Annotated in this window: 26 protein-coding genes; 13 read left to right on the forward strand and 13 right to left on the reverse strand. The window is 70.0% G+C overall.

Annotated elements, in window-relative coordinates; all coding sequences use genetic code 11:
• Nucleotides 1–67: 67 nt before the first annotated feature.
• Both PQI07_RS03565 and PQI07_RS03570 read right to left on the reverse strand, forming a co-directional pair.
• A complete protein-coding gene (locus PQI07_RS03565) occupies nt 68–550 on the reverse strand; it encodes a DUF1036 domain-containing protein (protein WP_075381519.1) in 483 nt (160 codons plus the stop codon).
• Nucleotides 516–1,835: a glycerate kinase type-2 family protein gene (locus tag PQI07_RS03570; RefSeq protein ID WP_274926053.1), complete on the reverse strand. Its 1,320-nt coding sequence runs from the start codon at nt 1,833–1,835 to the stop codon at nt 516–518. The genes PQI07_RS03565 and PQI07_RS03570 overlap by 35 nt, the downstream gene beginning before the upstream one ends.
• Before the next feature lie 178 nt (nt 1,836–2,013).
• Between PQI07_RS03570 and PQI07_RS03575 the strand changes: the two genes are divergently transcribed.
• The 3 genes from PQI07_RS03575 to PQI07_RS03585 all read left to right on the forward strand — a co-directional run bounded on the left by PQI07_RS03575 (nt 2,014) and on the right by PQI07_RS03585 (nt 3,544).
• Nucleotides 2,014–2,778, forward strand: a complete 765-nt coding sequence (locus tag PQI07_RS03575) for an N-formylglutamate amidohydrolase (protein ID WP_075381518.1) — start codon at nt 2,014–2,016, stop codon at nt 2,776–2,778.
• 62 nt (nt 2,779–2,840) lie between these two features.
• Complete coding sequence (locus PQI07_RS03580; RefSeq protein WP_274926054.1) at nt 2,841–3,149, forward strand: DUF1244 domain-containing protein; 309 nt, start codon at nt 2,841–2,843, stop codon at nt 3,147–3,149.
• 116 nt (nt 3,150–3,265) lie between these two features.
• Nucleotides 3,266–3,544 (forward strand): DUF2312 domain-containing protein, encoded by a 279-nt coding sequence (locus PQI07_RS03585; RefSeq protein ID WP_274927675.1) that lies wholly within the window; start codon nt 3,266–3,268, stop codon nt 3,542–3,544.
• A gap of 211 nt (nt 3,545–3,755) precedes the next feature.
• Here PQI07_RS03585 and PQI07_RS03590 read toward each other — a convergent pair whose 3' ends face one another.
• Both PQI07_RS03590 and PQI07_RS03595 read right to left on the reverse strand, forming a co-directional pair.
• Nucleotides 3,756–5,594, reverse strand: coding sequence for an alkaline phosphatase family protein (locus tag PQI07_RS03590; protein ID WP_274926055.1), 1,839 nt, complete (start codon nt 5,592–5,594; stop codon nt 3,756–3,758).
• Nucleotides 5,595–5,721: 127 nt separating this feature from the next.
• The gene (locus PQI07_RS03595) at nt 5,722–6,759 is read right to left on the reverse strand and encodes an aspartate-semialdehyde dehydrogenase (RefSeq protein WP_043380306.1); all 1,038 of its coding nucleotides are present in this window, start codon (nt 6,757–6,759) and stop codon (nt 5,722–5,724) included.
• Nucleotides 6,760–7,077: 318 nt separating this feature from the next.
• On the opposite strand from PQI07_RS03595, the gene PQI07_RS03600 reads away from it, so the two are divergent.
• The 3 genes from PQI07_RS03600 to PQI07_RS03610 all read left to right on the forward strand — a co-directional run bounded on the left by PQI07_RS03600 (nt 7,078) and on the right by PQI07_RS03610 (nt 10,238).
• A complete protein-coding gene (locus tag PQI07_RS03600) occupies nt 7,078–7,902 on the forward strand; it encodes a hypothetical protein (protein WP_274926056.1) in 825 nt (274 codons plus the stop codon).
• Nucleotides 7,903–8,038: 136 nt separating this feature from the next.
• Nucleotides 8,039–8,461 carry a hypothetical protein gene (locus PQI07_RS03605; protein ID WP_043350497.1) on the forward strand — a complete coding sequence of 141 codons (423 nt, stop codon included), beginning with the start codon at nt 8,039–8,041 and terminating at the stop codon, nt 8,459–8,461.
• 157 nt (nt 8,462–8,618) lie between these two features.
• On the forward strand, nt 8,619–10,238 hold the full coding sequence (locus PQI07_RS03610; protein ID WP_274926057.1) for a gamma-glutamyltransferase family protein: 1,620 nt from the start codon (nt 8,619–8,621) through the stop codon (nt 10,236–10,238).
• A gap of 4 nt (nt 10,239–10,242) precedes the next feature.
• On the opposite strand, the gene PQI07_RS03615 is transcribed toward PQI07_RS03610, so the two are convergent.
• The 8 genes from PQI07_RS03615 to ruvA all read right to left on the reverse strand — a co-directional run bounded on the left by PQI07_RS03615 (nt 10,243) and on the right by ruvA (nt 15,591).
• Complete coding sequence (locus tag PQI07_RS03615; RefSeq protein WP_043380310.1) at nt 10,243–11,211, reverse strand: hypothetical protein; 969 nt, start codon at nt 11,209–11,211, stop codon at nt 10,243–10,245.
• Between the two features lie 75 nt (nt 11,212–11,286).
• Nucleotides 11,287–11,700 carry a ribosomal maturation YjgA family protein gene (locus tag PQI07_RS03620; protein ID WP_246410735.1) on the reverse strand — a complete coding sequence of 138 codons (414 nt, stop codon included), beginning with the start codon at nt 11,698–11,700 and terminating at the stop codon, nt 11,287–11,289.
• A gap of 47 nt (nt 11,701–11,747) precedes the next feature.
• Complete coding sequence (locus PQI07_RS03625; RefSeq protein ID WP_274926058.1) at nt 11,748–12,401, reverse strand: alpha-ketoglutarate-dependent dioxygenase AlkB; 654 nt, start codon at nt 12,399–12,401, stop codon at nt 11,748–11,750.
• Nucleotides 12,402–13,040 (reverse strand): 2,3-bisphosphoglycerate-dependent phosphoglycerate mutase, encoded by a 639-nt coding sequence (locus PQI07_RS03630; RefSeq protein WP_274926059.1) that lies wholly within the window; start codon nt 13,038–13,040, stop codon nt 12,402–12,404.
• 17 nt (nt 13,041–13,057) lie between these two features.
• On the reverse strand, nt 13,058–13,855 hold the full coding sequence (dapB, locus tag PQI07_RS03635; protein ID WP_274926060.1) for a 4-hydroxy-tetrahydrodipicolinate reductase: 798 nt from the start codon (nt 13,853–13,855) through the stop codon (nt 13,058–13,060).
• 111 nt (nt 13,856–13,966) lie between these two features.
• Nucleotides 13,967–14,464, reverse strand: a complete 498-nt coding sequence (bfr, locus tag PQI07_RS03640; protein ID WP_043380322.1) for a bacterioferritin — start codon at nt 14,462–14,464, stop codon at nt 13,967–13,969.
• A gap of 44 nt (nt 14,465–14,508) precedes the next feature.
• Nucleotides 14,509–14,781 (reverse strand): (2Fe-2S)-binding protein, encoded by a 273-nt coding sequence (locus PQI07_RS03645; protein ID WP_274927676.1) that lies wholly within the window; start codon nt 14,779–14,781, stop codon nt 14,509–14,511.
• Between the two features lie 192 nt (nt 14,782–14,973).
• Nucleotides 14,974–15,591 (reverse strand): Holliday junction branch migration protein RuvA, encoded by a 618-nt coding sequence (gene ruvA, locus PQI07_RS03650; protein ID WP_043352190.1) that lies wholly within the window; start codon nt 15,589–15,591, stop codon nt 14,974–14,976.
• Nucleotides 15,592–15,724: 133 nt separating this feature from the next.
• Between ruvA and PQI07_RS03655 the strand changes: the two genes are divergently transcribed.
• The 6 genes from PQI07_RS03655 (at nt 15,725) to obgE (ending at nt 19,935) form a co-directional block, all read left to right on the forward strand.
• Nucleotides 15,725–16,357, forward strand: coding sequence for a YceI family protein (locus PQI07_RS03655; protein ID WP_043352189.1), 633 nt, complete (start codon nt 15,725–15,727; stop codon nt 16,355–16,357).
• Nucleotides 16,358–16,772: 415 nt separating this feature from the next.
• Nucleotides 16,773–17,174 carry a hypothetical protein gene (locus tag PQI07_RS03660; protein ID WP_075382102.1) on the forward strand — a complete coding sequence of 134 codons (402 nt, stop codon included), beginning with the start codon at nt 16,773–16,775 and terminating at the stop codon, nt 17,172–17,174.
• A 191-nt stretch (nt 17,175–17,365) separates the two neighbouring features.
• Entirely contained in the window at nt 17,366–17,680 is a 315-nt protein-coding gene (gene rplU, locus PQI07_RS03665) for a 50S ribosomal protein L21 (protein ID WP_010683509.1), read from the forward strand.
• An 86-nt stretch (nt 17,681–17,766) separates the two neighbouring features.
• Nucleotides 17,767–18,033 carry a 50S ribosomal protein L27 gene (gene rpmA / locus PQI07_RS03670; protein ID WP_043352185.1) on the forward strand — a complete coding sequence of 89 codons (267 nt, stop codon included), beginning with the start codon at nt 17,767–17,769 and terminating at the stop codon, nt 18,031–18,033.
• Nucleotides 18,034–18,220: 187 nt separating this feature from the next.
• A complete protein-coding gene (locus PQI07_RS03675) occupies nt 18,221–18,817 on the forward strand; it encodes a GNAT family N-acetyltransferase (RefSeq protein WP_182592465.1) in 597 nt (198 codons plus the stop codon).
• A gap of 89 nt (nt 18,818–18,906) precedes the next feature.
• Nucleotides 18,907–19,935 (forward strand): GTPase ObgE, encoded by a 1,029-nt coding sequence (obgE, locus tag PQI07_RS03680; RefSeq protein WP_043754988.1) that lies wholly within the window; start codon nt 18,907–18,909, stop codon nt 19,933–19,935.
• Between the two features lie 83 nt (nt 19,936–20,018).
• Here obgE and PQI07_RS03685 read toward each other — a convergent pair whose 3' ends face one another.
• Complete coding sequence (locus PQI07_RS03685; RefSeq protein ID WP_274926061.1) at nt 20,019–21,209, reverse strand: cupin domain-containing protein; 1,191 nt, start codon at nt 21,207–21,209, stop codon at nt 20,019–20,021.
• A 293-nt stretch (nt 21,210–21,502) separates the two neighbouring features.
• Here PQI07_RS03685 and proB point away from each other — a divergent pair, with 293 nt between their 5' ends.
• Complete coding sequence (gene proB, locus PQI07_RS03690; protein ID WP_043358093.1) at nt 21,503–22,618, forward strand: glutamate 5-kinase; 1,116 nt, start codon at nt 21,503–21,505, stop codon at nt 22,616–22,618.
• Nucleotides 22,619–22,622 lie beyond the last annotated feature (4 nt).

The following is a 22,622-nucleotide window of genomic DNA, read 5'->3' on the forward strand; positions in this document are numbered from 1 at the left end:
GGTTCAAAGGTTTGGCCACGGGTGTGAGCATCCCGCGCCGGACAGCGTCAAGGCCGCCGCCTTCACGTTACGGTTTTGCCGGCGCCTCGGCCCGGTTGGGATCGGTGAGCTGGATGGTCCAGCTCTTCTGCTCGCCGGTATCGACTTCGAAGAAGCCGTTCCGGTCGTAGCCGCGGGCGAGACAATCCTCGATCCCGCGGATCGTGAATTCCGAATCACGGGTGCACATCAGCGAGCGGCCGCTCCACTCGCCGCCGCGCGTGTAGTCGACTGCGAACACGTAGTAGAACCGCGCCGCCAGCGCGCCCTTGAGAAGCGTCTCGCAGGCCTTCGGCGCCAGATCCCACCAGCCCTCCGTCACCCAGCCCTGCGGGTCGCGATAGCCCAGCGAGATCCCGACCTTGCTGGCGGTCTGGTTGCATAGGCGCAGGTCCGCCCGGGCGGGGCTCGCGCCGAGGAGCGCGAGGCCGAGGACCGTGACTGCCGGGAGGAGCTGAGCCGCCGAGACGCGCGACCTAGTTGACGAGGATGATGCGGCAGTCGTTGACATTGGTACAGGTCGGACCGGGGTTCACGAGGTCGCCGAGGGCCGCGAAGAACGCGGTGGAGTCGTTCTGCTCCAGCATCGCGGCCGGGTCGAGGCCGGCGGCCCGGGCCCGCTCCAGGGTCGTCGGATCGATGAGGCCGCCCGCCGGGTCGGTGGCGAGGCCCCGGCCGCCGTCGGTCCCGTCGGTATCGGCACTGATACCGAAGATGCCGGGCTCGCCGTCCAAGGCCACCGCCAGCGCCAGGGCGTATTCCTGGTTCGGGCCGCCATGGCCCTCACCGCGGATCGTGACGGTGAGCTCGCCGCCGGAGATCAGTGCCACGCGCCGGCCCTCGGCCTTGAGGCGCTTGGCCTCGGCCGCGTGCTCGGCAGCGACCTCGCGGGCCTCGCCTTCGAGATCGGCGCCGAGCAGGATCGGCTCGTAGCCGGCCGCGCGGGCGGCCTCGGCGGCGGCATTCAGGGCGTCGATCGGCCGGGCGATGATCCGGTACTCGGCGCGGGCGAAGGCGGGGTCGCCGGCCTTCGGCGTCTCGTTGTTCGGGTCGTTGAGGAGCCGCGAAGCCTCCTCGGGCAGCGGGATGCCGCGCTTCTCACAGATGGCGCGGGCATCGGCGAGCGTGGACGGATCGGGCACCGTCGGGCCCGACGCGATCACCGCCGGATCGTCGAACGGCACGTCGGAGATCGCCAGCGTCAGGATGCGCCGGGCGTTGCGGGCCGCGAGGGCGAGGCGTCCGCCCTTGATCCGCGAGATGTGCTTGCGCACCGTGTTGATCTCGCCGATCGGCGCGCCGGAGCGGAGCATCGCCCGGGTGATCGCCTGCTTCTCGACGAGCGTCAGGTCGCCGGCCGGGGCGATCCAGTTGGCCGAGCCACCGCCCGACAGCAGGACCAGGACCTCGTCGTCCGGCCCCGCCTCGGTGGCGAGCCGCAGGGCCTCCCGGGTCGCCGAGATGCCGGCCTCGTCGGGCACCGGATGGCCCGCCTCGACCATGTGGATGCCCGGCGCGTCCTGTCCGTAGCCGTGGCGGGCCACTGCGAGGCCGACGATCCGGTCGTCGCCGAGTCCATGCTGCCGGCGGTAGAACCGGCTCGCCACGGCGCTCATGCTGCCGGCGGCCTTGCCGGCCGCCAGGATGATCAGACGGCCGGGGCTCGGCTCCGGCAGGTGGGGCGGCAGGCAGAGATCCGGATGGGCGGCGCGGATCGCGGCCGTGAGAATCGAGTCGAGGAGCGCGCGCTGATCCCAGATGGCCGCATTGGCGACGGGCGGAACGGTCTCGGTCATGGCGTCGAACGGGCTCCTCTCTTGTTTGTGTCGCACACTCCCCGCCCGTTTCTTCCCTGGGCGGCGGGCCCGTTTCTTGCCGTGAGCGCACGATCCTTGATAGGTGATCTGCCCGAGCGGCCGCGCGACGGCAAGCGCCATCCGCGCCCTCGCACAGATCTGAAGACCTCGGAGCCCCGTGACCCGTCCGGAGACAGAAACGGCCCTCCCGCCCGCGCATCCCTGCGAGATCATCCCCGGCGACCCCGCCTGCGGCCTCGTCATCGCCTGCGATCACGCCTCGAATTTCGTGCCGCCGGATATCGAGCTCGGTTTGCCGGAGTCGGAATACGCCCGGCACATCGCTTACGATATCGGCGCGGCGGCGGTGACGCGGAGCCTCGCGGCGCAGCTCGGGGTCCCGGCGATCCTCACGAACTTCTCGCGGCTGATCATCGACCCGAATCGCGGGCGCGCCGACCCGACGCTGGTGATGCGCCTGTCCGACGGCGCCGTGGTTCCTGGCAATGCCCGGATCGACGAGGCCGGCAAGCAGGCGCGGATCGCCCGGTTCTACGCCCCGTTCGACGCGGCCATCGACGACGCGATCGCCGCCGCCGCGGCGGCCGGCCGTCCGCCCGTGCTCCTGACCCTGCACAGCTTCACGCCCTACTGGCGCGGCATCGCGCGGCCCTGGCAGGTCGGCATCCTGTACGACGGGGACGAGCGCTTTGCCCGCCCCCTCATCCGCGCGCTGGAGGCGGATCCCGCCGGGCTGACCGTCGGCGACAACCAGCCCTATGGCGGCGGCCTGCCGGGCGACACGATCGACCGTCACGCCACCGCGCGGGGCCTCGCCAACGCCCTCGTGGAGATCCGCCAGGATCTGATTGCCGGCGCGGACGGACAGGCCGAGTGGGCCGCACGCTTCGCCCGCATCCTTCGCCCGCTCCTCGCGGCTTGATCTCCGTCCGGCCGCTCCCGAAATCGGGAACGGGCCGCCCGACCTGAAGAGAGTTGCCACCGATGAGCGCGATCGATCCCCGGACCCAGACGGAACTCGAAGCCGCGGTGTTCCGCCGCCTCGTCGCGCATCTGCGCAATCGGACGGATGTGCAGAACATCGACCTGATGAATCTGGCGGGCTTCTGCCGGAACTGCCTGTCGAACTGGCTCAAGGACGCCGCCGATGAGACAGGCGTGCCGCTGACCAAGGACGAGAGCCGCGAGGCCGTCTACGGGATGCCTTACGCCGAGTGGAAGGCGCGCTTCCAGACCGAGGCAACCCCGCAGCAGCAGGCGGGCTTCGCGGCGGCGCAGGCCAAGGAGCATTGAGGCGGCGGCCGGCAGGCAGCGAATCGGCTAAGCTTCCAGTAAGGCCGGCCCATTAACCACGGGTCCAGGGCGCAACCGCGCCGTGCATTCGGGAGAGCCCCATGAACGCCCATTCGATGCCCATCGCCGCGCAGCGGCCCGGCGGCGACGTCTCGTCGGCCGAGGGCGTAGCGGCCGACGAGCTGAAGCAGTTCATCGAGCGCCTGGAGCGCCTCGAGGAGGAAAAGGCCGGCATCATGGGCGACATCAAAGAGGTGTTCGCCGAGCTGAAGGGCCGGGGCTTCGACGCGAAGGCCGTCCGCACGATTCTCCGCATCCGCAAGCAGGATCACAGCGAGCGCCAGGAGCAGGAGGCGATCCTCGAGCTCTACATGCAGGCCCTCGGCATGGCGTAGTCGGACCAGGCGGCACCGCACGCCCACCCGTCCGCGCCATCCTCTGCCTGAGGGCCTGCAGCCCAGCGGAGGTCTCGACGGAGCAGACCAGGGAGCGCCGTGCTCCCTGGAGCTCGCCTTCGAGGCCCGCAAACGCGGGCATCTCGGGACGAGGGGGTTGGGTTGGACAGCGTTCCCTGCGCTCCGCCCCGCGGGCCGGACGGTGCGACGCTCAGTGCGCCTCCGCGGCGGCCGGGACGGCGGTACTGTCGAGGCCGAGGGTGCGGCCGGGATACCCGGCGGCATCGAAGTAGCGGATCTCGCCCACCGACTGGTAGGCGAGCGCCGTCACGTGGCCGGTTGCGTCCGGCTCCGAGCGCAGCTCCGCCCGGGCGAAGGTCGGCGTGCTGCCATTGGCCAACGCCTCGGTGAGGACGCGGCCGACCAGCCGGCCTTTGCCGGGAATCGTGAGGCCCAGGAGCTGGGCGATGGTCTTGCCGAGGTCGGCATTGCTCGCCGGCACCGCGCTCGCGAGGCCCGCCCGGAAGCTCGGCCCTGCCGCGCCCATGACGTTGCGGGTATCGGCGCGGGAGAAGCTGCCGTGCATGCCCTGCCCCTGCTGCAGCCCGGTATCGGAGACCTCGACCCCGCAGGTGGTCGGATCGGCGCAGCCGGTCGAGAAGCTCCGGAAATTGACCACGATGGCCGGCATCGGCGTCAGCGCCGACCCATCGAGGGCGATCGCCGAGAGGGGCAGCGTTCCCGGGATCGGGCCGAGGGTCGCGCTGACGAACAGGCCGCTCACGTAGTCCTGACGCGCCAGGGCGTCGACCACGCGGCGCGCCAGCGCCCGGTCGCCGTTCGGCAGGTAAACGAGATCCGAGCCGCCATTGGCCGCGACCACCACCTCGGGCTTGGCCGGATCCGCGCCGATCAGGCCGTTGGCCCGGCTCGGAAAGGCGTCGGCGGCGAGCCTGATGCCCCTGGCATCCGGATCGAACAGGCCGAGCCCGAGCTCATGCGCGAGATCGATGGCGAGGAAGCCCGGCGGAAGCTGGCCCTTCGGCACGCCTTTATAGGCCTGCGACGCGGCGAAGCTGGTCCCGCTCTCCTTGGAGATGGTGGAGAAGCCGTGATCGGAGGTGACGATCACATCCGTGGTCTCCGCCAGACCGAGCGCCTTCAGCGCGCCGAGCAGCGCGGCCAGGTTGGCATCCGCGTTGCGGATCGCCGCAAGGCTCGTCGGTCCGTTGATCCCCGGGACGAGCCGGCCGAGACTGTCGCCCTGATTGTGCTGCGTCCCGTCGGGATCGCGCGACCAGTAGACGAGCACGAAGGGTTTTCCGCGGGCTTTGAACAGCGGCAGGACCGCCTTCGTCGCCACATCGGTGAAGTAGCCCTGCTGTTCGACATTGGCGGCGAGCGTCCCGGGCGAATCGGCGGTTCCGGCCAGGCCGTTGGCGCCCCGCGTCGGCGCCTGCAGCGGAAGCCCGGCCGCATCCAGGCGCGTACGCAGGTCGTCGCTCAGCGGGATGCCGCTCGGCCGGCCCGTGCTGTCGTCGACCAGGATGCTGTCCTGTCCGGAGCGCGCCGTGTGGTCGAAGATCAGGGAGGGGCCGAGCTTGCCGATGCTGGCCGTGGAGAGCCCCTGGGCGTGAGCCGCCCGCAGGATCGTCTCCTCGTTGAGGTAGTTGCCGGCGAAATGCGCGTCGACGTCGCCGAGGACGGGGTCGCTCTCCAGAAACGGCGTGAGGCTCTCTCCGGCCCCGGGGACCGGGAAGGCCGTGTAGATCGTGTTCCCGAATTGGCCGGTGTCGCCGAGCATGTGGCCGGTCGCCATCGCGGTGGCGTTCGGCATCGTGAAAGTCGGGAACAGGGAGTGCGTGTTGGTGAACCGCACCCCGGCCTTCATCAGGCCATCCATCGCCGGCGCGTTCGCGGCGTTCACCATGCCGTCGCGGAGCCCGTCGGCGATGAATAGGACGACATTCCGGGGCTGCGGCTGAGCCTGAGCCTGAGCCGCGCCGAGGATCGACAGACCGACAAGACAGGACACAAAGAAACGCCGCATACCGAATCTCCACGTGATCCGGTCTGCGGCGTGAGCCTGAACGATGACGGGCGCGTGACAAATCCTAGGGACGTTGTCCCAAGGATCTTGGTGCTGGCTCCTCCTCCCGCCGGGAGGAGGACCGGCCTCAGGCCGCGCGCTTGGCCCGGTTCAGGAGCTTGCGGTTCACCAGAATCTCGGCGATCTGCACCGCGTTGAGGGCCGCGCCCTTGCGCAGGTTGTCCGAGACACACCAGAGGTTCAGGCCGTTCTCCACGGTCGCGTCCTCGCGGATGCGCGAGATGTAGGTCGCATCCTCGCCGGCCGCCTCGTGGGGCGTCATGTAGCCGCCGTTCTCGCGCTTATCGATCACCAGGACCCCGGGGGCGGCGCGCAGGATCTCGGTGGCCTTCTCGGCCGAGAGCGGCCGCTCGAACTCGATGTTGACCGCTTCCGCGTGCCCGATGAAGACCGGAACGCGGACGGCGGTCGCCGTCAGCTTGATCTTCGGGTCGAGCATCTTCTTGGTCTCGGCGACCATCTTCCACTCTTCCTTCGTGTAGCCATCCTCCATGAAGACGTCGATGTGGGGGATGACGTTGAAGGCGATCCGCTTGGTGAACTTGCCGCCCTGCTTGATCTCGCCGGCGGTGAAGACGGCGCGGGTCTGGTTGAACAGCTCGTCCATCGCCTCCTTGCCGGCGCCGGAGACCGACTGGTAGGTCGAGACCACGACGCGCTTGATCGTCGCCGCTTCGTGGAGGGGCTTGAGCGCGACGACCAGCTGCGCGGTCGAGCAGTTCGGGTTGGCGATGATGTTGCGCTTGGTGAAGCCCACCACCGCGTCGGCATTCACCTCGGGCACGATCAGCGGCACGTCGGCGTCGTAGCGGAAGGCCGACGAGTTATCGATGACCACGCAACCCTGCTGGCCGATGCGGGGCGACCATTCCTTCGACGCCTCGCCGCCGGCCGACATCAGGCAGATATCGGTGTCGGTGAAGTCGTAGGTGTCGAGCGTTTTGACCTTGAGCGTCTTGTCGCCGTAGGAGACTTCCTGCCCCTGGCTGCGGCGCGAGGCCAGCGCCACGACCTCGTCGGCGGGAAAGGCCCGCTCGGCCAGGATATCGAGCATCTCGCGGCCCACGTTGCCCGTGGCGCCGACGACGGCGACCTTGTAACCCATCTCTTGTCTCCGCGCGGAAAACCCCGACCGATCCGGGTGCCGCGCTCCTGCCAGCAAAATCGGCCGAAGGATCGTTCGTGCCGGACGCGCCCGCAAAACGGGCGCGGCCGCAGACCCCGTCCTCAGCGGAGGTGGGGGCGACGGCCGCGCCGAGCAAGGCGCGCATGTGCCCATGCTGTCAAGGCCGACGACCGCGCAACGCTTGATTCACCCTGCGCGGAGGAATCCGGTGACGGACCCGGTCCGGGAACGGGCATGCAGTCCTGCCGTGCGAGGCTGACCGCCCAATCCCGCGTCCCGCCTTCGGTACGGAGCACGATGCTGATCGGAACAGCGCCTCTCGTCGATCGAGTCGGACTCCGCCCGCCCGCGGCACGCGCAGGCTGGTCACCGGGATCCCTCGGCCTGCGTCTCGCGCTGGCATCGGCCGCGATCGCCCTGGTGTGCGTGTTCGCCCGGTTGCACGGCCCCCTCCCCGGCATCCAACGCGCTCCGGATCTCGAGACCGCCTTCGTGCCGTCCGTCCGGGCTTCGCCGGCGCAGCCGGCGATCGCGCCCGCCCGGTTCGGCCTCGCCGAGCCTGGGCCCGATCCGGTGCGGGTCGCCGCCCGGGTCGATCCGCGGACGGGCCTGCGCGAGGACACGCTGATGCGCGGCGATGTGGCTGCGATCGAGGCGCCTGCGCTGCGGATCGTCCTCACGCGCGGAACGCTCACCGGACCGCCGCCGTCGCTGTTCGTCCTGATGGCCCGGCGGGCCGCCAACGGCCCAGCCCTCGACCGCCCTGCCCTTGCGGTCGCGCGGACCGGAGCCCGCGGCCAGATCCGGACCCGGTTCGGCGCGGTCGAGACCCTGGAGATGACCTTCGCCGGACCGACGCAGCGGAGCTGCACGGGTTTCGTCACACGGGAGACGGGGTTTCAGCTCGATGGATGGCTCTGCGCCCCCCTCGGCCATCCTCCGGAACCGCAGGCCGTGGCCTGCCTGCTGGATGCGCTGAGCCTCGTCGATCTTGCCGATCCCGACACGACGGCGGCCTTCGCTGCCGTGCCCGACCCCGCGAGCGCCTGCCCGGCGACAGCCGGCGCGGAACCTTCGAGCCGGACCGGATCGTTAATCCGACGGCCGCAAAATAAAAAATGAGGCCACAGTGTGGCAAATCGCACAAGCTCAGCCATAAGGGCGGAACAACAGCCTCGCCCAAGCGTCTTCTTGTCAAAGGCGGCGAACTGTTAAGCTTCGGTCGCCATACTGATGGCACTCATACACAAGGTTGGCCATGCGCTCGCTCAAGATCGCCCTTCTCGGCGTTGTCGCCGCCACCGGCCTCGGCGTTCTGGCCTCCGCGCCGGCTGAGGCGCAGGATGGTTTCGTTTCCGGCCCGATCTACCGGGTCAGCCGCCCGCTCCCGATCCGGGTGCGCCCGCGCAGCTGGCTGGATGCCGGCAATGTGCCGCTCACCTCGAACGTCCCGGGTGCCGGCGGTTCGCGGAATCCGGCTCTGAACCCCTACCTGATCGCAGCGTCCAACCAGCTGACCCCGCCCTACGGCCCGACCGACCGCTTCGGTCGCGGGATCCTGCCGGACCCGATCACCAACGGACCGTTCATCGGCGCCCGTTCGAGCGCGATCCGCAACGTCGATCTCTCCTTCGTCGATCGCCTGGATCCGACCTCGCCGCTCTACGGCCGCCCCTACTGAGCGGCTCCCACAAACAGCGTGAACGTCGCGAAGCGCGGGTCCTCGGGCCCGCGTTTTTCGTTTGGCATGCATCCCGGGCACGCCTTCACCGGCGCCGGATATCCTGTATGCCAAGTGCCGCGGGAGCAGATCCGCTGCCGAGGCCGGGAACAGTGCCATGAAGCCGTTCGACTGGGTGACCGGGTATCCGTCCCTGCGCATGCCGATGTTCGGGCGCAACTGTGTCGCCACCTCGCACGCGCTGGCGGCACAGGCCGGCATCCAGATGCTCCAGGCCGGCGGGAACGCGGTCGATGCCGCGATCGCCGCGGCGGCCGCCAAGACCGTGACCGAGCCGTGCAGCAACGGCCTCGGCTCCGACGCCTTCTGCATCCTGTGGGACGGGAAGGCGCTGCACGGACTCAACGCCTCGGGCGGGGCTCCGGCCGCTTGGAGCCCGGACTATTTCCTGCGGAAATACGGTCCGGCGGAACGGACGCCGATGCGCGGCTGGGATTCGGTCACCGTACCGGGGGCGGTGGGCGCCTGGGTCGCGCTCAGCGAGCGCTTCGGCCGCCTCCCCTTCGCCGATCTGATGCAGCCGGCGATCCGCATCGCCGAGCGCGGCTATCTCGCGCCGGTCGTCGTGCAGCAGAAATGGGCGGCCGCCGCCGGGATCGAGGCGATCACCCGCCAGCCGGGCTTCGCGGAGTTCTTTCTGCCACGCGGCCGAGCGCCGGATGTCGGCGAGCTGGTGACCTTTCCCGGCGCCGAGCGGACTTTGCGGCTGATTGGCGAGACCAAGGGCGAGGCCTTCTACCGGGGCGAGATAGCCGAGGCGATCGCCGCGCACGCGCGGGCCCATGGCGGCGCCATGACGGCCGCCGACCTCGCGGCGTACCGCCCCGAATGGGTGACGCCGACCGCCAAGGATTACCACGGCTACACGCTGCACGAGATCCCGCCGAACGGCCAGGGCATCGCGGCACAGATCGCGCTCGGCATCCTGGAGCAGTTCGACCTCGGCAGCCTGCCGGTGGACGGACCGGAGGCGCAGCACCTCCAGATCGAGGCGATGAAGCTCGCCTTCAGCGACACCTACCGGTACGTCGCCGACCCGCGCGGGATGGAGGTGACGCCCGAAGCCATGCTGGACCGCGCCTATCTGGCGGAGCGCGCCAAGCTGATCGACCGGAACCGCGCCCAGGTCTTCGGCCCCGGCAAGCCGCCCGCGGGCGGCACGATCTACCTCACCGCCGCGGATGAATCCGGGATGATGGTGAGCTTCATCCAGTCGAACTTCATGGGCTTCGGCTCGGGCGTGGTCGTTCCGGGCTGGGGGATCTCCCTGCAGAACCGCGGCTACGGCTTCGTGCTCGATCCTGCGAGCCCGAACGTGGTGGCGCCGGGCAAGCGCCCGTTCCACACCATCATCCCGGGCTTTCTCACCCGGGACGGCGCGCCGGTGATGAGCTTCGGCGTGATGGGCGGCAACATGCAGCCGCAGGGCCATGTCCAGACCCTGGTGCGGATGATCGACCACGGCCAGAACCCGCAGGCGGCCTGCGACGCGCCGCGGTGGCGGGTGAACGAGGGTCTCGACATCAACGTCGAGGCAGCGATGCCGCGGGCGACCCTGGACCGCCTGAAGGCCCTCGGCCACCGGCTCGAGGTGATCGAGGACAGCTACCAGGATTTCGGCGCCGGCCAGTTCATCTGGCGGATGGGCGATCCGGCGGTCGAAGGCTACGTGGCGGCGAGCGACCCGCGCCGCGACGGGCAGGCCGCCGTGTGGTGAGGCGCTACTTCACCTGCACGCTGTCCACGACCTGGCGGAACTTGGCGAGGACGCCGTCGCGCTGATCCTGCCGCACGACACCGAGGGCGCGGAGATAGCCATCCGGCGCGAACCGGATGGTCTGCATGACGACCACCGGCAGGTTGGTCGGCTGGTCGAGGGCGCGGGCCACGATCTCATGCCAGTCGACGCCGTTCGAGCGGTAGCTCTGGGCCCGCTCGATGACGAAGTCCTTCATGGTCTGGTTCGAGGCCAGGGCGGCGCGGGCGAAGCCGTCCCGCTGCTCGGCCGAGGGCGGCTGCTGCACGGCCTGGGCGAGGACGAGGATCGGCTGCTCCAGATTCTGCATCTGGTCCTTGGGGCCGCTGGTCAGGAGGATCGAATTGCCGGCCATCACCCGCACCGGCCGGAAGCCCGCCATGTCGGCGATGCGGAAGGGCAGCGCGTCGACCTGCTGGGTCAGCGTCAGCGCAGGCCGGAGGGTGACGCCGGTCACCATCTTGCGCATCGAGGCCTCGGTCTCGGCGTCGGGCAGCGCCTGGGCGATGATCAGTCCGGTCACGCTCGGCGTACCGACCACGAGAATCCACTTCCGGATCGCCGGAGCGGACGAGGCCGGATCGGCGGGCTGCTCACCGGTGTAGAGCATGCCCTCGTTGTCGCCGATCTTGACCTCCTCGCGCTTCTCGACGGCGAAGCCCTGACTCAGCAGGTTGGCGTCGGTGAAGCCGCTGACGAGTTCCGCGAAGGCGTTCGCGGGCAGCTCGACGACCGACACGGTCGCGCCCCCCTCCTTCCGCTCGAAGCCCGAGAAGCGCCGCGACAGCGACATGTCGGCCGGCGGATCGAAGCCGAAGCGCGAGCCCGGCGGGTAGACAGGATCTCCGGCCCAGGCCGCGGAGCCAAGGCTCACCGCAAGCGCGGCAGCGCCGAGAACCCGTCCGAGACGCAGCGTCAGGTTGCGCATCCGCATCGAAAACCGGTTCTCCTCGTGGACCCAACTTGGGGTTAGTCCGCCCGCGATGGGTCTGCCCGGCGACCTGATCTGTCAAGCCGGCAATGCCGCGCGCCTGCGATCACGATGAAAGGAAACCGCCAACGCCGCCGCGACGGCGATCCCGACGGCGTAGGCGCAGAGATTCCACGGGGAGAAGAGTGTGCCGAGCAGGAGCTGGCCCGGCAGGGTTGCCCGGAAGGCGTCGAGCGCCGGGGTATGAACGAGACGGCTCGCTTCGATGAGCCCGGCGCCGAAGAAGGCGGCGATCATGCAGGTGCGCAGACCCCAGCCGGCCGGTCGCAGGGCGGCCACCAGCAGGAACAGCATCGCTCCCCACAGGATGCCGCCGCCGTAGTGGTGAACCGCGAGCGGCAGGTTCCACGCCGGCACGCGCAGCAGCAGCCCCAGCCCGATCACGGCGGCCGCGAGGCCGAGATGGGCTGCCCGGGCCAGCGGCAGATCCATCCGCGCGGGCGCCGGCATCGCGGCCGTCCCGCATTCCGGCGATCGCTCTAGCGCCACGGCGGTGCCGGCGCCGTGACGCGCCGCAGGGTGAGGTTGCAGCGGCCGCCCGGCGGGAGGAAGCCGGGCTCGGCCGTCTCCGCGAGAAGGTCGCCGGCCGGGTAGAGGCGGTCGATGCCGTGGTAGATGAGGCGCGAGGGGCCGCCGATCACCAGCGCGTCGCCGGCCTGCAGACGGATCGAGCGCGTCGGATCCGCGCGGCTCTGGCCGCCGTAGCGGAACAGTGCCGCCGCACCGAGGGAAAGCGAGAGGACGGGCGCCGAGAGATCCGCCTCGTCGCGATCCTGGTGGAGACCCATGCGGGACCCCGGCGCGTAGAGGTTGATGAGACAGGCTTCCGGCGGCACCGGACAGTTCGCCAACACCGCCCAGGCCGCGAGGGCGGTCAGCGGCATCGCCGGCCATGGCCGCCCGGTCTCGGGATGGTCCGGCTGATAGCGGTAGCCCGCGACGTCCGAGACCCAGCCGAGGGGACCGGCATTCGACATCCGTACGGAGAACGGCTTGCCGGTGCGCGGCATCCGCGGCGTCACGGGCGGCGCCGTTTCGAGGATGGCGGCGATCTCGGCGGCGAGCCGGGCGCGGGCCGTCGCATCGAGGAAGCCGGGATGGTGGATCAGGCCGGGGGCGAGTTCCGTCGCCACTCAGCGGCCCGCGTCGACATCCTGCTCCAGCACGGTCTTCGAGGCGACCGTGGTGTCGGCGTTGAGGCGGTAGACCAGCGGGACCCCGGTCCGAATCTGGAGATCCGGCACCTGCTCCTCGTTCAGCCCATCGAGGACCATCGCCAGGGCGCGCAGCGAATTGCCATGGGCCGCCACCAGGACCCGCTGGCCGGTCATCACCCGGGGCAGGATCGCCGCAATGTAGTAGGGCAGCACCCGCGCGGCAGTGTCCTTCAGGCTCTCGCCGCCGGGCGGCCGCACGTCGTAGGACCGGCGCCAGGTATGGACCTGCGCGTCACCCCATCGGGCGCGGGCCGCATCCTTGTTGAGGCCGGAGAGGTCGCCGTAATCCCGCTCGTTGAGGGCCCTCTGCCGAATGATCGGAACATCCGGGAGAGCCATCTCCTCCAGGATCAGCGAGCAGGTGCGCTGGGCCCGCAACAATTCGGAGGTGAAGGCGACATCGAAGCCGTAGCCGTCCCGCTTCAACCCGCGGCCGGCCGCCCGGGCCTCGGCGATGCCGCGCTCGGTCAGGTCCGGGTCGCGCCAGCCCGTGAACAGGTTCTGGAGGTTCCACTCGCTCTGGCCGTGCCGGACGAGGACGAGGAGCCGTTCCATGGATGCACCGCTCCCGGTCACAGGCCGAGGACGTCGGCCATCGTGTAGAGCCCCGGCGGCTTGGGATGCGCCCAGAGCGCGGCCTTGACGGCGCCCGTGGCGAAAAGGCCGCGGTCGGCAGCGTGGTGGCTGATCGTCAGGCTCTCGCCGGTGCCGGCGAAGATCACGCTGTGGTCGCCGACGACGCTGCCGCCCCGCAGGGTGGCGAAGCCGATATCGCCTGGCCGGCGGGCGCCGGTATGCCCGTCCCGGGTGGAGACGCGGACCGTCTTCAGGTCGACGCCGCGGCCCTCGGCGGCGGCCTCGCCCAGCATCAGCGCCGTGCCGGACGGCGCATCCACCTTCATGCGGTGGTGCATCTCGGCAATCTCGATGTCGAACTCGTCGCCCAGCGCCTTCGCGACCCGGCGGACCAGCTCGGCCATCAGGTTGATGCCGAGCGACATGTTGCCCGATTGGACGATCCGGGCATGGTACGAGGCCGCCTTCAGCTTGGCGAAATCGTCCTCGGACAGGCCGGTCGTGCCGACGACGTGGACGATGCGGGCCTGGGCCGCCAGTTCGGCGAAGGCCACCGTGGCGGCGGGCGCGGTGAAATCGAGGACGCCATCGGCAGCCGCGAAGGCCGCGAGCGCGTCATCGGTGACCGGCACGTCGAGGGGCTGGAGACCGGCGAGCAGGCCCGCATCCTGCCCCAGGGCCGGGGAGCCTTGGCGCTCGATCGCCGCCGAGAGCGTACAGCCCTCAGACTGCGCCACCGCGCGGATCAGCATCCGCCCCATGCGCCCGTCGGCGCCGACCACCACGAGCCGCATTCCGTTCCCCAACCCACCTTGCTGCGCGCAGGATCCGCACCGCGCCGGCCCGTCCTGCGTCGGTGTCCGGGCTTCCCGTCTGCCGCAGGAGCGGCGGGAGCCCGGGCAACCTCACTCCTTCTCGGGGGCGATCTGCTCGAGGCCGCCGATATGCTTCTGCGCGTAGAGCGGCAGGCCGATCTGCTTGATCAGCTCCAGCTGCGTCTCGAGGAAGTCGATGTGCCCCTCCTCGTCCTCGGCCAGATCCTCGAACAGGCGCTTGGAGACCCGGTCGTTGATCGAATCGCAGTACTTCGCGGCCTCGAGATAGAGGCTGCGGGCCTCGTTCTCGGCGGCGAGATCGGAATCCAGGATCTCTTGGACGTTCTGGCCGATCCGCAGCGGGTCGAGCTCCTGCAGGTTCGGGAATCCGTCGAGGAACAAAATCCGGTCGATGAACCGGTCCGCGTGGTTCATCTCCTCGATCGATTCCTTGCGCCAGAATTTCGCCAGCTCGACGTAGCCCCAGTCATTGAGCATGCGGAAATGCAGCCAGTACTGGCTGACGGCCGTCAGCTCGCTGCGCAGGCCGCGATTCAGATACTCGATGACCTTGGTGTCGCCCTTCATGCCCCCGTACTCCTTACCGTGCTTTCAGGCGGGGGGTAGAAGCATCAGGCCGCGACTCCCTCATCCGCAGTTTGGAACTTCACCAAACTACACGCGCTTGCGCAAGTCGTCGTGCAGGCATGGCTGCTCTCCGCCGGCGCGCCTTGGCCCAGGGCACTCTGCATGATCGCCCGGATCGTGCGGGCGCAGCGCCCGCATTTCGGGCTGCAGCCGAGACAGGCATAGACCTGCGCGGGCGTGCGCGGGCAGCCTGGGCCGGGTGCGAGGCAGCTGCGGACCGCGCCGTCCGATATGACGTTACAAGAACAGACGATCATGCGCGCCGCAAATCCCGTCATCCCCGCGCCCGCAGCGGTCGTCGACGACCGTCCCGGGCACCTGCGCCAGTTTAGAAGAATTGAAAAGTAGCTGGCTTTTCAATGCCTTATTGGCTGCGGTCGACATGGCACCGCGGCCCGCGCGGGTCAAGGGCGTGCGATCTAAGTGCGCCCCAACGGTTCCGGGGCGCGTCAGCGCGCGAGTTCGCGCAGGCCGAGCCGGATGAGCACCTTGGCCTCGGCGCCCTCGCCCGCACCCTTGAGAGCCGCAGCGATGGCGGCGGCGGCCTGGACCTGCGGGTAGCCGAGATTGACCAGGGCGGAGACGGCATCCGCCACCGGCTGGGGGGCGGCGCCGTCCTCGACGGCTCCCGTGAGGGCAACGAGGGCGGGGTCGATCGGCGCGAAGGCCGGGGCCTTGTCCTTGAGCTCGGCGGCGAGCCGTGCCGCCAGACGCGGCCCGACCCCTGGAGCCCGGCTGATCGCGCCCTTGTCGCCGGTGGCGATGGCGCTGGCCAGCGCCTCGGGCTCCATCACCGAGAGCACGCCCAGCGCCACCCGCGCGCCGACGCCCTGCACGGTCTGAAGCAGGCGGAACCATTCCCGCTCGGCATCCGAGCGGAAGCCGTAAAGGCGGATCATGTCCTCGCGGACATGGGTTTCGATCGACAGCGAAGCGGGCTCGCCGACCTTGGGCATGCGCTGCAGGGTGCGCGCCGAACAATGCACGATATAGCCGACGCCCGACACGTCGAGGATCACGAAATCCTCGCCGAACGAGTCCACGACGCCCTTGAGCTTGCCGATCATGCCACGCCTGTCGCTGTCGCGGGATGCCTACAGAACCGCGGCGCCCTCCGCCAGACGTGCTTGAGCGCGCAGGGAGATCATGAAATCACGGGCGCCGCGCCGGCCGCGCTTGGCCGGTCACGGGGGGATGACCATGCGCGCGCCACTTCTTGCCCTGTTGGGCCTGCTGTGCTTCGGCCCGGCCCGGGGGGCGGACGATCCGTCAACGGCCCCCGTTCCGGTCGCGCCGAGCGCGGATCCGACGCAGGTCCGGCCCGGGAGCTACGTGCTCGATCCGGATCACGGCAAGATCACATGGTCCGTCTCGCATCTCGGCTACTCGACCTATTACGGCCAGTTCGCGGGTCTCAGCGGCACGCTCCAGCTCGATCCGAAGGCGCCGGAGAAGAGCCGCCTCGAGGTCACCGTGCCCCTGGGCGGCGTGATGACCGGGAGCGCGCGCCTGAACGAGCACCTCGCAGCCCCGGACTTCTTCGACACGGCCAAGTTCCCGAACGCCACTTTCACCGCCACGAAGGTCGAGCCCACCAGCCCGACCACGGCGCGGATCACCGGCGACCTGAACCTGCGCGGCACGGTCCGGCCCTTCGCGATCGACGCCACGTTCAATCAGGCCGGCATCCATCCGGTGGATCAGCGCTACACCGTGGGCTTCGACGGCCGGGCGGTCATCAAGCGCTCGGATTTCGGCATCAACGCCTATCTGCCGCAGCTCGGCGACGAGGTGAGCCTGCGCATCGAGGGCGAGTTCAAGGCCGCGCCCTGACGATCGGCCGACTCGGTCCGCGGAGCCGACAGCGCGGCTTCGCAACCGGCAAGGGTCGCGCACGGTGGGGCCCGGAGCCCGACGCGCCGACGCCGGGAACCGACGGTGTTTCCGGATCCGGGCTCGCCTGCGGCGCTCCGAAACGACCATGCGGATGAACGGGCGGGCGGACCCACACGCCGAGGAGCTCGCTCACGTGCGGCGCCCCGCGGCCCCGTATGGGACCGGGTCGAGCCGCGCGGCCTGACCGGGCGGGTGACGCCTCGCCGCCGGGGGTGTAGTCAACCGCCGTCGCGGCGCCGCAGCGAAGGGATGCCCCCAGATGACGACGCTTCTCCTCAGCGGCACCCGGCCTCGTCCCGCGCATGACGGGCGTCTCACCGCGCAGGTCGGCGCCACCCTGGAGGTCTGAGCCGTGCGGCGTTCCGGTGTCTTCAGTCTTGCCCTGGCCCTGTGCTTCGCGGGAGCCGCCGCGGCGCAGGTCCCCGCGCCGGCCGCCCGCGCCCCTGCGCCCGCCGCGGCGGCTTCGCCCCTCGACAACTATGCGACGGCGGCGGCGACGACCATCATCGCCGAACAGGCCTGCCCGGGCGTGCAGGTCAGGGCCGGACAGCTCACGACGCTCCGTCTCGCGGCCCGGGTCAATGCCGGACAGGAAGCGATGCTGGAGGAGAAGCTGAAGCAGCGCGCCATGCAGGTGCGCCAGCAGCTCGCCGCCGACGGCCGCGAGGCTTGGTGCTCCGAGGCTTTGGCCGCCTTCGGCCCCGAGGGCAGTGTCGCGAAGGGCGTCCTGGCGACCGGCGCCCCGATCCGCTGACGGAGCCCCGGGAGTCCGGCGCGGATTGACACGGCGGCATCAGGCCCGTAGTGACCCCGCATGGCGCGCGGCCTCTGTTTGAGGTCCGCGCGTTTCGCGTTGTCCGGGCGGAAAGCCCGCGCAATGACTTCAAACAAGAAGCCGGTCCAGGGGCAGCCGCCCCGGAGGCCGTTCGAGAACACGAGAGAACGATGTTCGCAGTCATCAAGACGGGCGGTAAGCAGTACCGCGTCGCCGCCAACGACACCATCACCATCGCCTCCCTGGCGGGCGAGGCCGGCGAGGCCGTGACCTTCGGCGAGGTCCTCCTGTTCGCCGACGGCGCGGGCGCGACCCAGGTCGGCGCCCCGACCCTGTCGGGCATCAGCGTCACCGGCGAGATCGTGCGCCACGGCCGCGACAAGAAGGTCATCGCCTTCAAGAAGCGCCGCCGGCAGAACTCGCGCCGCAAGCGCGGTCACCGGCAGGACCACACGGTCGTGCGCATCACCGGCATTTCGGCCTGACGCACGCCAGACGCTGGGCGCGTGAGGATCCCTGAGGGTCCGATCAGCGACCGCATCCAAGCCCATCAGATTTCGGAGTTCATCCCATGGCACACAAGAAGGCAGGCGGCTCGTCCCGCAACGGTCGCGACTCGGAAGGCCGGCGCCTCGGCGTCAAGAAGTTCGGCGCGGAAGCCGTGATTCCGGGCAACATCATCGTGCGTCAGCGCGGCACCAAATGGCATCCCGGCGCCAATGTCGGCATGGGCAAGGACCATACGCTCTTCGCGCTGGTACCGGGCCATGTCCGCTTCGAGACGCGCCGCGGGCGCGCCTTCGTGGCCGTAACCCCGCTGGCCGAGGCCGCGGAATAAGAGGCGGGCGCCTTTAGAGGCGAAGCTGGCGTCCCGCCCGGTGTCCCACACCGGACCGGAGACGTCGTTGCCGAGCCCCTGACGGGCCGGTTCGGACGGAACACCCGGGGAGGATGGGACGCCATCCTCCCCTTCGTCGTCTTGAGGCGGTGCCCCGGAGCCGGGAACGCCGCCCTGCGAGGGCACGATGTTCCCCGATCTGACCCGTGATGACGTTTTCCGGATCGAGACGCGGCGGCTGTGGCTGCGCTGGCCGACCGCCAAGGACAGGGACGCGATCCTGAAGCTGGCCGGTGATCCGTCTGTCGCCGCGATGCTGGCGCGGGTGCCGCACCCGCTTCCGGCCCCGGTGGTGGATGCGTTCCTGCTGCAGGCGCGCGCGCAGAACACCGCCGGGTCGGCCCTCACGCTCGCCCTCGCACCGCGGGCGGCGCCCGGCAGCCTCATCGGTGTGATCAGCATCGAGGGGCGGACCGAGGGGCCGCCGGAACTCGGCTACTGGCTCGGGCAGCCCTATTGGGGCAGCGGCCTGATGGCCGAGGCCGTGACGGCTCTGTGCCACGCCTTCTTCGCTTATACCGGCGGGATGGAACTGGCTGCGTCGGCCCGCACGGTCAACCCGGCGTCCCGGCACGTTCTGGAGACCTGCGGCTTCGTGCAGGCCGGCAGCGCGACCCGGCCCTTCCCGGCGCGCGGCGCGGATCTGCCGGTCGATCTCTTCAGCCTCGACCGGCGGCGCTGGCAGAACCCGCCGTCGGAGCCGGCGATGACGCGGGCCGCCTGAGGCGGCCTTACGGCGCCGGGGCTGGCCGGCCGCCGTCGACAGGGTGATGGTGCGGGTCGCGAATCCGCACCCGACAAAGGATTCAGGTCGTGAAATTCCTCGACGAAGCCAAGGTCTATGTCCGCTCCGGTGACGGCGGTCCCGGCTGCGTCTCGTTCCGGCGGGAGAAGTTCATCGAGTTCGGCGGGCCGAACGGCGGCGACGGCGGCCGGGGCGGCGATGTCTGGGTGGAGTGCGTCGAGGGGCTCAACACCCTCATCGACTACCGCTACCAGCAGCACTTCAAGGCCAAGAAGGGCGAGCACGGCATGGGCTCGAACTGCCACGGCGCTAACGGCGCCGACACGGTCCTGAAGGTCCCGGCCGGCACACAGATCTTCGCCGAGGACGGCGAGACGCTGCTCGCCGACCTGACCGAGGTCGGCCAGAGGATCCGCCTCGCCAAGGGCGGCAATGGCGGCTTCGGCAACGCCTATTTCACGACGTCCACCAACCGCGCCCCGAAGCACGCCAATCCCGGCCTGGAAGGCCAGGAGATGTGGATCTGGCTCCGGCTCAAGCTGATCGCCGATGCCGGTCTCGTCGGCCTCCCGAATGCCGGCAAGTCGACCTTCCTGGCGAGCGTCACCGCCGCGAAGCCGAAGATCGCCGACTACCCGTTCACCACCCTGCATCCCGGCCTCGGCGTGGTGCGCTCAGACGGGCGCGAATTCGTGCTCGCCGACATCCCGGGCCTGATCGAGGGCGCGCATGAGGGCGTCGGCCTCGGCGACAAGTTCCTCGCCCATGTCGAGCGCTGCCGGGTGCTGCTGCACCTCGTTGACGGCACGAGCGAGCATGCCGGCAAGACCTACAAGCTGGTGCGCGGCGAGATCGAGGCCTACGGCAACGGCCTCGCGGAGAAGCCCGAGATCGTGGCGCTCTCGAAGGCCGACGCCCTCGACGCCGACACGCTCAAGAGCCAGGTGGCCAAGCTGAAGCGCGCCGCCGGCCGCGCGCCGCTGGTCCTGTCCTCGGCGAGCCGAAAGGGCGTCCCCGAGGCGCTGCGGGCGCTCCAGTCCGAGATCGATGCCAGCGCCGAGGCCGAACGGAAGCCGGTGGACGCCTGGCAGCCGTAGCTCTCGAAGGTTGTCCCGAGGACGCGGCGGCCGGGACCGACAGGACCGGGTCCGGGCCCTGTCGATCCGGCTGGAGCGTCGTCTCAGCCCTGCTTCAGCTTCGCGATCGTGTCGGCGGGGACGCCGGTGAAGTTGTTGGCGAGGAGGTAGTTCGGGCTCGCCTTGATCCAGGCATCGAGGTCGATCTCCTCGAACTTGCCGTTGTCCCAGGTCTGGACGATCTCGAGATCGTCGTCGCCGACGTTCTTGATCGCGTGGCCGAACCCCATGGGGATGTAGGCGACGTCGCCGGGCCTGAACTCCGCGACCTTGCCGCGGCCGCCCGAGCCGAACAGGGCTACCTGACCCTTGCCCTTCAGGTAATAGTGCCACTCGTTGGCGTTCACGTTCCAATGGAACTTGCGCATCTGGCCCGGCCGGATCGTCATCACGCCGCCCGACATCGACTTGGACACCGGCCACTCGTCCACGGTGGCGAGGCGGAACGTCCCACCGTCGAAGTCGCGGACCGCGCGCGGATCCTTCAGGAGCCGGAACTTGTGGGTCGATTCCTTCGGCCAGGGCGCGTCGAGCGCCTGGGCGAGCGGGATCACCGGCCCGGCCTGGATGTAGGCCTCGCCCTTCGGGAACGCGTTCAGCGCGGCTGTCGGCAGGCCGAAATCGAGCGCCAGCATGTCCTTCGGCGACACGTCGACCCAATCGGTGATCGAGAACGTGCCGTGCTCCGAGAAGGCGCCGTTGTCGAACGACAGGATGAAGTGGCACGGCTTGTCGCCGATCGTCTGGATCGAGTGGCCGTGCCCCTTGGGGAAGAACCACAGGTCGCCCGGCTCGTAGTTGTTGATCTCGCTCGCCCCCGAGGGATCGAGGACCACGGTCTGGCATCGGCCGTCGATGACGTAAGCCCACTCGGCCGCGATGGCGTGCCAGTGCAGCTCCCGCGACGCGCCGGGATCGAGGAACATGTGCACGCCCGCGATCCCCTTGCTGATGGGGAACTGGTGGACGGTCGCCTCCTTGGCCCAGCCGCCCGACGTGATCTTGGGGACGTTGCCGTCGAGCGAGAAGTGGAAGTCCGGCATGGCGCCGACATCCTTCGGGTCGTGGTAGGCGACCGGGGCGCCGGGGGGCAGCTGCTGAACGTCCCGCCCGAAGCCGCCGGCCCCGGGCGCCCCGTGATCGGTCGCCGCGGCGGCGGCCCCCTGGGTCAGGGCGACGAGACCGCCGGCCCCGAGGGCTGCGGTCCCGAGAAACGCGCGTCGATTCGCGTCCATCTTGTCTGTGTCCTGTGTGCTGAGGTCGAGCGCGCCGGGGCTCGGTGCGGTGCAGCGTCGAACCGGCCGCCGCGCTCCCGCGCCGCAATATCGATCTTTGGCATGCCACATACTCACGACCACGTGAGGGATGAGGCCGCTCGCAGGAACGTGTGCCGCGGTCGTGCCGGCCCACGATCTGGCTGCGCCGGCGGCCCGAACCGCCCGGGCGCCGCGAGCCATGTCGTCGGACGGCTGTTCAAGAGGCGGGTCTTGCTTCACACCCGGCTCAAACGCGCGTTTTCGCAAGAATCATGATCCCTGCCCTCGAAGAATTCCGCCGTGTGGTCATCAAGGTCGGCTCGGCCCTGCTTGTCGATCGCAGTGCCGGCCGCCTGCGCCACGCCTGGCTCGCGGCGCTGGCCGAGGACATCGCGGAGCTGCACGGGCGCGGCGTCGACGTGCTGGTGGTGTCCTCCGGCAGCATCGCCCTCGGCCGGACGGTGCTGGGCCTTCCACCCGGCGCCCTGCGCCTGGAGGAGAGCCAGGGCGCGGCCTCCGTGGGGCAGATCACGCTGGCCCGCCACTGGGCCGAGGCTCTGGGCCATCACGGCATCGTCGCCGGCCAGATTCTCGTGACGCCCCAGGATACCGAGGAGCGCCGCCGCTACCTCAACGCCCGCGCCACCGTCCTGAAACTCCTGGAGATGCGCGCCGTCCCGGTCGTGAACGAGAACGACACGGTGGCGACGTCCGAGATCCGCTACGGCGACAACGACCGGCTGGCGGCCCGGGTCGCCACCATGATCGATGCCGACGTCCTGGTCCTGTTCTCGGATATCGACGGTCTCTACACCGCGCCGCCCAAGAACGATCCGGAGGCCCGCCACCTCGCCGTCGTCGAGCGCATCACCCCGGAGATCGAAGCCATGGCCGGCGGGCCGGCCTCCGAGCTGTCGCGGGGCGGCATGCGCACCAAGGTCGAGGCCGCCAAGATCGCGGCCTCGGGCGGCACCCACTTGGTCATCGCCGACGGGCGCGGGAAGAACCCGCTCAAGGCGATGATGGAGGGCGCGCGCTGCACATGGTTCCTCTCAGGCTCCACCCCGACGGCCGCCCGCAAGACCTGGATCGCGGGATCCCTGGAGCCGCGCGGCACCCTGACGATCGATTCCGGTGCCGAGCAGGCGCTGCGGAGCGGCGCCAGCCTCCTGCCCGTCGGCGTCCGATCGATCGAGGGCAGCTTCTCCCGCGGCGACGCCGTGTTGATCCGTGATCCCGCGGGACGGATCCTCGGCCGCGGCTTGGTGGCGTATGACAGCGCCGAGGCTGCGCTCATCATCGGTCACCCGAGCGCGCATATCCCGGACTTGCTCAATTATCCGGGCCGCGCCTGGATGGTGCATCGCGATGACTTGGCACTGTTCTAGAAAA

Source organism: Methylobacterium sp. 092160098-2, from assembly GCF_028920805.1.
Classification (GTDB): Bacteria; Pseudomonadota; Alphaproteobacteria; order Rhizobiales; family Beijerinckiaceae; genus Methylobacterium; species Methylobacterium fujisawaense.